Annotated in this window: 5 protein-coding genes; 3 read left to right on the top strand and 2 right to left on the bottom strand. The window is 41.0% G+C overall.

The window, feature by feature from the left end; translation table 11 throughout:
- From HDC33_RS16365 to galU, 3 genes are all read left to right on the top strand, one after another.
- The coding region (locus tag HDC33_RS16365) for a hypothetical protein (RefSeq protein WP_218843146.1) at positions 1 to 289 on the top strand (289 nt) is incomplete at its 5' end.
- A gap of 170 nt (positions 290 to 459) precedes the next feature.
- Positions 460 to 1,992: a glycosyltransferase family 2 protein gene (locus HDC33_RS02180; protein WP_255457278.1), complete on the top strand. Its 1,533-nt coding sequence runs from the start codon at positions 460 to 462 to the stop codon at positions 1,990 to 1,992.
- A gap of 29 nt (positions 1,993 to 2,021) precedes the next feature.
- Positions 2,022 to 2,912: a UTP--glucose-1-phosphate uridylyltransferase GalU gene (gene galU / locus HDC33_RS02175; protein ID WP_179390890.1), complete on the top strand. Its 891-nt coding sequence runs from the start codon at positions 2,022 to 2,024 to the stop codon at positions 2,910 to 2,912.
- 588 nt (positions 2,913 to 3,500) lie between these two features.
- Here the strand turns inward: galU and HDC33_RS02170 are convergent.
- On the bottom strand, positions 3,501 to 5,213 hold the full coding sequence (locus HDC33_RS02170) for a phospho-sugar mutase (RefSeq protein ID WP_179392586.1): 1,713 nt from the start codon (positions 5,211 to 5,213) through the stop codon (positions 3,501 to 3,503).
- A 24-nt stretch (positions 5,214 to 5,237) separates the two neighbouring features.
- Complete coding sequence (locus HDC33_RS02165) at positions 5,238 to 6,539, bottom strand: glucose-6-phosphate isomerase (protein ID WP_179390889.1); 1,302 nt, start codon at positions 6,537 to 6,539, stop codon at positions 5,238 to 5,240.
- Between the last annotated feature and the right edge of the window lie 1,158 nt (positions 6,540 to 7,697).

Below are 7,697 nucleotides of genomic sequence, written 5' to 3'. Positions count from 1 at the left end.
TATTTTGTTGGACGCTTCCATGGTTTCGTTGGAGACTCTCCCGTTTGTTGGACACTTTTCAGGATTGGTTGCAGACTATCCGAAGTTGGTTGGACACTCGATGGACTTTGTTGGATACTTCGATAGTTTCGTTGAAGACCTCCCCGATTGTTGCACACTTTCAGGGTTGGTTGGACGCCTCCCATGGTTCGTTGGACAGTTTCTGGAGTATGTTGGATACTTTGATGGAAGCTTAGAGAGGGATGCCTGCGCAACAATCAATTCAACCAATTGTATAAAAAATCAATAGAGAATAGATACACACATACCTATCTAATCTACATCTCATAAACATGTAATTGTAGTGAATTGACTGAATAGCACCGTGTATAGGACTTAAAATATATACTTTCGTTCTATTTCAATATCCCCATTTTTTCGTTCTATTTCCAACAGGATTACAATAAATTAGAAGTAGATATGGAGGAGGTAACATCACTGTTAAAAGAAATTGAAATTCCGGCATTTAAGCAGCTATCAAGGGTAAGAAATACCTATATGAGACCAAGAATTGTTGCCTTCATCCCCGCACATAATGAGGAAAAATCTATTCGTGACTGTTTAGCTGGGTTAGGCGATCAAACACTACCAAAGAACGTTGATCTGGATGTAATTGTAATTGCTGATAACTGTACGGATCGGACTGAGGAAAAAGCGTTAGAAGCCGGAGTAGAATTTAATTTGGAATTAAGGGTCCTTACCACCAAAAACAATAAACAACGAAAAGTTGGGGCTTTAAATGCAGCCTGGAAAAGTATTTATGGAGATCCTTTAGATCTGTATGATAAAAAGCAAACGATATATGAAGAGTATTATAGGAATTCAATCAAGGCTATTCTTGGAATGGATGCGGATAGTAGACTTGCTCCTGGTGCATTATCACAACTTTGGGAAGGATTAATGAGTTCTCGAAATATTGGCGGGGTAATGGCTAAGTACACCATGAGGATGCCAAAAAAGAAAAGCATACTTTCAAAATCTGATCCCCATTACGAAGAAATGATTGCTAGCGGTGAATATGGGGGTTCCATTACACGCTGGTGGACTCATCAGCAAAAACAAGATATGGCAAGTTGGCTGTTGGAATTACAATATAGTGGTGGAAGCACCTATGTACTTGGAGGCCAGGCTACATTATTTCGGCCAGAGGCACTGCAAAATGTTATCGATGAAAACAAGTTAGATGGCCCTTGGCAGGATGATAGTGATGTAGAAGACATGCTACTAACATGGCAAATCCAAAAGCAATGGAAAACATTAATTAGCCCTACTGCACGTTGTTACGTGGATGCCATGAGAACATACCATACTTTCAGGCAACAACGGAACAAATGGCAATCCGGAACAGTTGAACTACTTACAAATAGTAATATCGGGGTCCGCTCAAAGCATAGGGGAAAAATTTGGTTCTCACAATTAAAAACATTTATGAATCTACTCATTCGTGTATTATTCATCTCACTATTAATCCTTAGCTTAGCGACAAACCAGTTTAATTGGTCATGGATTTGGCTTACGCCAGTACTTATAGCCTCATTATTAAATACTATTCTTGCCCTCAAGACTCCAATGCATAGACCCATAGATGTCATTTTTGCGGCTCTGTTAATAAGTCCAGAAATCTATTTATGGGTTAATCTTATTACCTTTGCAAATGTTTGGTTAGGAAGATTATCTGCAAATAAAAAAGATGGATGGGCCATTCAGTATAGTGCTGAAAGAGGGCAAACAAAAAGTAAGCTTCCTGAAGGTATTATTGTCGTTTTATTGTTGACAACACTTGGAACCTATTTTTGTATTGATCAAAGGAAGTTTTTAACTAGTGAGCCTGTACAAACTGCCATTTTGCCCTATTTACAATCAGGCTGGATTGTATTAACCTACCTTACCATCATCACATCGTTAGCTATGGTGTACCAACTTTGGAAATTGAGAGGGCGCCATAAGGCTTAGATAGAAAAATTGATTTTGGGGGAATAGCGATGAAAATAAAAAAGGCCATTATACCTGCCGCAGGATTTGGTACCAGATTTTTACCAGCTACGAAAGCGCAGCCTAAGGAAATGCTCCCCATTATTGATAAACCAACCATTCAATACATTGTTGAAGAGGCCGTGGCATCTGGCATTGAAGAAATCATCATTGTTACAGGAAAAGGCAAACGTTCCATTGAAGATCATTTTGACTACGCTCCAGAACTTGAGCAAAACTTATTAAAAAAAGGGAAAATAGAACTACTAAACAAAGTTCGGCATTCTGCAAACCTTGCTAACATTCACTATGTCCGGCAAAAAGAACCACTGGGCCTTGGGCATGCTATATGGTGCGCACGCAATTTTATAGGAGATGAGCCATTCGCAGTCCTCCTAGGTGATGACATTGTTCGAAGTAAAACACCCTGTTTAAAACAACTGATTAACGTATTTGATGAAACAGGTTCATCCGTTGTCGGGGTGAAGCAAGTTCCCTGGAACGAGACACAGCGTTACGGCATAATAGATCCAGGCTTACAACAGCACAGACGATATGAAGTCCACAACCTGGTAGAAAAACCTAGTACAGAATCCGCTCCCTCAAACCTTGCAATCGTTGGCCGCTACATTCTAACGCCCGAAATTTTCACGTTCTTAAGTCAGCATGCTATTGGCGCGGAAGGAGAAATACAGTTAACCGACGCGATACAGCAATTAAAACAAATCCAAAACGTCTACGCATATGATTTTGAAGGGAAACGATATGACGTTGGAGAAAAAGTCGGGTTTGTAAAAACGACTATCGATTTTGCTCTTTTTGACGAAGAGATTCGAAGCGAACTAATCGCCTACATGAAAGAAGTAGTCATGGCAACAGAAGGCCATTTGATAAAGGATTAAAAATCGGTACCTGTGCATGAAACAGCAACGAACAATTCACACAATTGCATATAAACTCAAATCAAATTAGAAATTGCAGTGAAAACCTACTCCATGCCTTATAAATATGTAATTATAGTGAGTTGTCAAAATAGTGTCATGCACAGGTACCAGAAATTTAAAAGAAAAGCAAAACCCTAGTCACTTATTAAGTTTGACTAGGGTTTTGTACAATTGCACTAATCTTTTCTTGCTCCTCCGCAAACAACCGCTCACTCACACTATCACCTTACGCATGTGGATAGAACTTGCATCACTTAAACAACAGTAGCAAATGCAACGGCTTCCACTCCGGACATGCTTCAATGTCCTCTGCTTCCAGGGCATTCATTAATGCGTAAGGTGTGATACGTACTTTGTTCGGATTCAGTGTCATCGCCGTCAGCCATCGATTCTACCTAATGCCTCGACATATCTGTCAAACACGTTCCGTCTTGCCTTCCCACGCTCATCCAACACGTCAAGCTGTGCACAACCGACACCAGCGAGGATGTAACTCATCCAGCGGTGGTAGCCGACTAGTACGCTAAACGTAACAGCTACCTGAAATTAAAAACGATTCATAAAGTCTAAGGATAATGCTCTTAACGACATTTCAGCCTCTTCCGCCGTATCCTTCCGCACCCCAAAGTAAAACTTACACTTCGGCTCAGTACCTGAAGGTCTAACACACACCCAAGAATCATCTTCAAGCAAGAACTTTAAGACATCCGCTTTTGGCAATGTCAATTTCTCAATCGTTCCATCCCCAAAGCGCCTTGTCCCTGCTTGATAATCCTCAATAGCACTTACAGCAACACAAGTAATGGATATCGGAGGATTGTTACGAAGCTCTTCCATAATTCCCGCAATCTTCTCTTGTCCATTCTTCCCCGAAAGCGTTAACGACTCCAAGGCTTCCCTGTAATGGCCAAGTTCATCATATAGATCCATTAGTCCATCGTACAACGATTTACCAATAGACTTATAATAAGCAGCCATTTCTGCCGTTAACAACGCCGCCTGAACTGCGTCCTTATCCCGCACGAATGTGCCAATCAGAAAACCATAACTTTCTTCGTACCCAAATAAAAACTCGTATTCACCGCTCTTTTCAAATTCCTCAATCTTCTTGGCGATAAACTTGAAGCCAGTCAATGTATTAATAGCAGGAATCTCAAATTTCGCCGCAACAGCACGACCGAATTCTGAAGTGACAATCGTCTTCATAACGACTCCATTTTCCGGTAGAGTAGCTCTTCGCTTTTTCTGCATAAGCAGATAATGTAACAAAAGTGCGCCAAGCTGATTCCCAGTGAGCAATTCATACTCCCCATCCGGATTTTTGACTGCCACACCAAGACGGTCGGCATCGGGATCTGTCGCAAGTAATAAATCGGCACCGTTTTCTTTACCGAGTTTAATCGCTAGCTCGAAAGCTTCACGTTCTTCTGGGTTTGGATAGACTACCGTTGGGAATCTAGAGTCCTGTACAGCCTGTTCTGGCACAACATGCACGGTTGGAAACCCAAAGTTTCGCAGCCCTTCCGTTACAGGAACAAGCCCTGACCCGTGGAGTGGTGTATATACGATGGACATGTCCTTCCCATTTGCTTCAATGGCCTCTGCATCTTCCCTCAATGTAAGAAGGCATTCTTGATAAGTTTCATCAATATCTTCCAATATGTAAGTCAGCATTCCATTTTGAAGTAGCTCTTCCTCATCAGCAGTTTGTATAGTAAACAAATCTTCAATCGCTGCCATATGTTGAACAATTCCGTCTGCTGCATCCGGCGGTAACTGTCCTCCATCTTCTCCATAAACTTTAAAGCCATTATACTGCGCAGGATTATGACTTGCCGTAATAACGACACCTGCAAATGCATTCAACTGTCTCATAGCAAATGATAATTCAGGCGTTGGTCGACTTTCTTTGAATAGGAAAACTCGTATGCCATGCTTTCCCACTGTTTTCGCTGTCTCCAAAGCAAAGTCATATGAATAATGTCGAGTATCATAGGCAATTACAACTCCACGATGCATGGCAACCTCCCCAGAGGCAATGATTTGCTGAGCCAGTCCTTCCGCAACACGACGGATTGTATACAGGTTCATTCGGTTAGTCCCTGCTCCAAGCAGTCCTCGCATTCCACCCGTCCCGAATGAAAGATATTGATAAAACCTGTCTTCTATTTCTTCTCTAGTATGTGAAATAAGCTTCAGCTCATTCTGCAACTTATTTGGAATTGAACCCTCCTGTAGCCATCTTTCAAAAACATGCATAACTGTTCCCACGATTACAACCTCCTATTCACTCAAAACCGTCTTTCCGAGTAATTCAAACATCTTATTCTTATACGACTCGACACCTGGCTGGTCAAATGGGTTCACACCTGACAAATAAGCGCTCATCGCGCACGACTTCATAAAAAAATAAATTAGATAGCCGATATGGAACTCATCTAACTTTGCTAACTCTATTTTCAGGACGGGCACGCCACCTTCAGAATGCGCCATTGCCGTCCCCTCTTTTGATATTGTATTGATTTCATTAAGAGATTTATCCACCAAATAATTAAGTCCATCTCGGTCTTCCGGATCATACGGAATATGCTGATCATCCCCGACGTCTTCGAAATGAAGAAGCGTTTCAAACAGGAAGCGTCGACCGTCCTGAATATATTGACCCACGGAATGCAAATCTGTGGGGAACGAAACGGAAGCGGGAAAAATCCCCTTCTTGCCTTTCCCTTCACTTTCACCGAACAGTTGCTTCCACCACTCATGGAAATATTGTAACGAAGGTTCAAAAGAGGCTAATAATTCAATTGTATAACCTTTCGCATATAAAATTTGACGCGCTACCGCATAACGATAGGCCGGATTTAGCTCGAGGTCTTCTCCCAACAAATCAAAGGCTGCCTGCTTTGCGCCGGAAAGCAATGCGCGTATGTCAACCCCTGCGACTGCAAGTGGGAATATGCCAACTGCGGTTAGGACTGAATAACGTCCACCAATATCATTCGGAATTACAAAAGAGCGATAGCCCTTCTCTTTTGCCAATTCCTTTAGCGCACCCTTTTCACTATCCGTCGTTACGACGATTCGCCCATTCGCTTCCCCACCATACCGATCCTCCATATAGGAACGTAAAACCCTGAATGCAATGGCAGGCTCTGTTGTCGTACCTGATTTAGAAATGACATTAATGAAAACTTCCTTACCATCTATGTACCGTAACAACTGCTTTAAATAGGCTCCGCTCATATTTTGACCGGCATAAATAATTTCAGGATACGTCGAATCGTCTCCGAAATAAGACTTTAATGCTTCATGAATCGCTTTCGTCCCTAGGTAAGATCCACCTACCCCAATAACAATTAAAATAGAAGAACAGTTTCGAACTTCAGATGCCATATCTTGAATAGAATCTATAAGAATTTCCTGTTCATCCAGAGGGAGTTTCAGCCAACCCAAATACTCTGACCCAATGGATTTACCAGCATGCATGTTACTATGAGCGTTTTGGACCGCTACCTTATAAAAACTTTTATCGGATGACGTAGCATAAGGAGACAATAGATTTGTATCTAAACTGAGTATGTTCATGTTTACTCCTCCCAATTATTGCAAAATCGTCTCCAATGTAATTAATGAATGATTTATTCTCTTACTAACTTTCACTATGCCATTTCCAGGAAGCTCCAAAAATTTCTTCAAGCCCATAATTCGGCTTCCAACCTAATTGTTTATTTATCTTCTGCAAAGATGAAGCGACTCTATTTTCTCGGCTTTTTCCACTATTTCATCAGCGAAACTAATCATTGGCAACTTTTCAAAGTGGCGTTAGAGTCCGTAGTAATCCGTTGAAAACCTTTTTCTTTCAATAAGTTTAAGATATACCTTAATTTAAAAGCCAAAACACCACAAGTCCAATTTTGGCATTAGTTGAAAGGATGGCATTTTTCAAGTCTAAGATCCGTTCAAAGAATTTTTCTTCCACAAATAGATCAACTGGTAATACTGCGACCACTTCGTCAGAAGATATAGGTAATCCAGAATTATTTGACGTCATTTGAAATTCGATTTGAACCTAATTCTAATTTATTGTAATCCTGTTGGAAATAGAACAAAGATATGGGAGGATTGAAATAGAACGATTAAAAATCGGTACCAGTGCAAGAAACAACAACGAACAATTCAACCAAATTCACGTACCTGAATAAGCATACAAAAAACCAGACATTCGCCAATGTGTCTGGTCTTCATTCTATTACTATGCAATTGTAGTAAATAACCTGATTCGTTTCACGCACAGGTACCTAAAATAAGAGGAAGTGCAGATTGCCCCCCTCTACAGAGGGCAAAATGCCCCTAGCAATAACCTAAAAGATTAAAAGAATTAAAACATATATTGTCGAGAACAATCTCGACGTTGTGTCTGTCATTGATTATTTGAATGACAAAGCTAGCATGCTATTCAAAGCGTCTTCGGTTGGAGGCTATTCAAGATTCGTTGGATAGTTGCTGGATTTTGTTGGATGCTTCTATAGTTTCGTGGAGACTCTCACGTTTGTTGGACGCTTTCCGGGATTGGTTGCAGACTATCCGAAGTTGATTGGACAGTAGCTGCATTTTGTTGGACGCTTCCATGCTTTCGTTGGAGACTCTTACGTTTGTTGGACACTTTTTGAGATTGGTTGCAGACTATCCGAAGTTGGTTGGACACTCAATGAATTTTGTTGGACGCTTCCATGGTTTCATTGG

It is taken from the genome of Sporosarcina sp. JAI121, from assembly GCF_013408665.1.
Taxonomy (GTDB): Bacteria; Bacillota; Bacilli; order Bacillales_A; family Planococcaceae; genus Sporosarcina.
The sequence above is the reverse complement of the archived record's forward strand: the minus strand, read 5'-3'. Positions and strand labels throughout refer to the sequence as shown.

Excerpts from the sequence above, each read along its gene's own strand:
- HDC33_RS02180 (WP_255457278.1), top strand. The coding sequence starts at position 460 with ATGGAGGAGGTAACATCACTGTTAAAAGAAATTGAAATTCCGGCATTT.
- galU (WP_179390890.1), top strand. The coding sequence starts at position 2,022 with ATGAAAATAAAAAAGGCCATTATACCTGCCGCAGGATTTGGTACCAGA.
- HDC33_RS02170 (WP_179392586.1), bottom strand. The coding sequence starts at position 5,213 with ATGCATGTTTTTGAAAGATGGCTACAGGAGGGTTCAATTCCAAATAAG.
- HDC33_RS02165 (WP_179390889.1), bottom strand. The coding sequence starts at position 6,539 with ATGAACATACTCAGTTTAGATACAAATCTATTGTCTCCTTATGCTACG.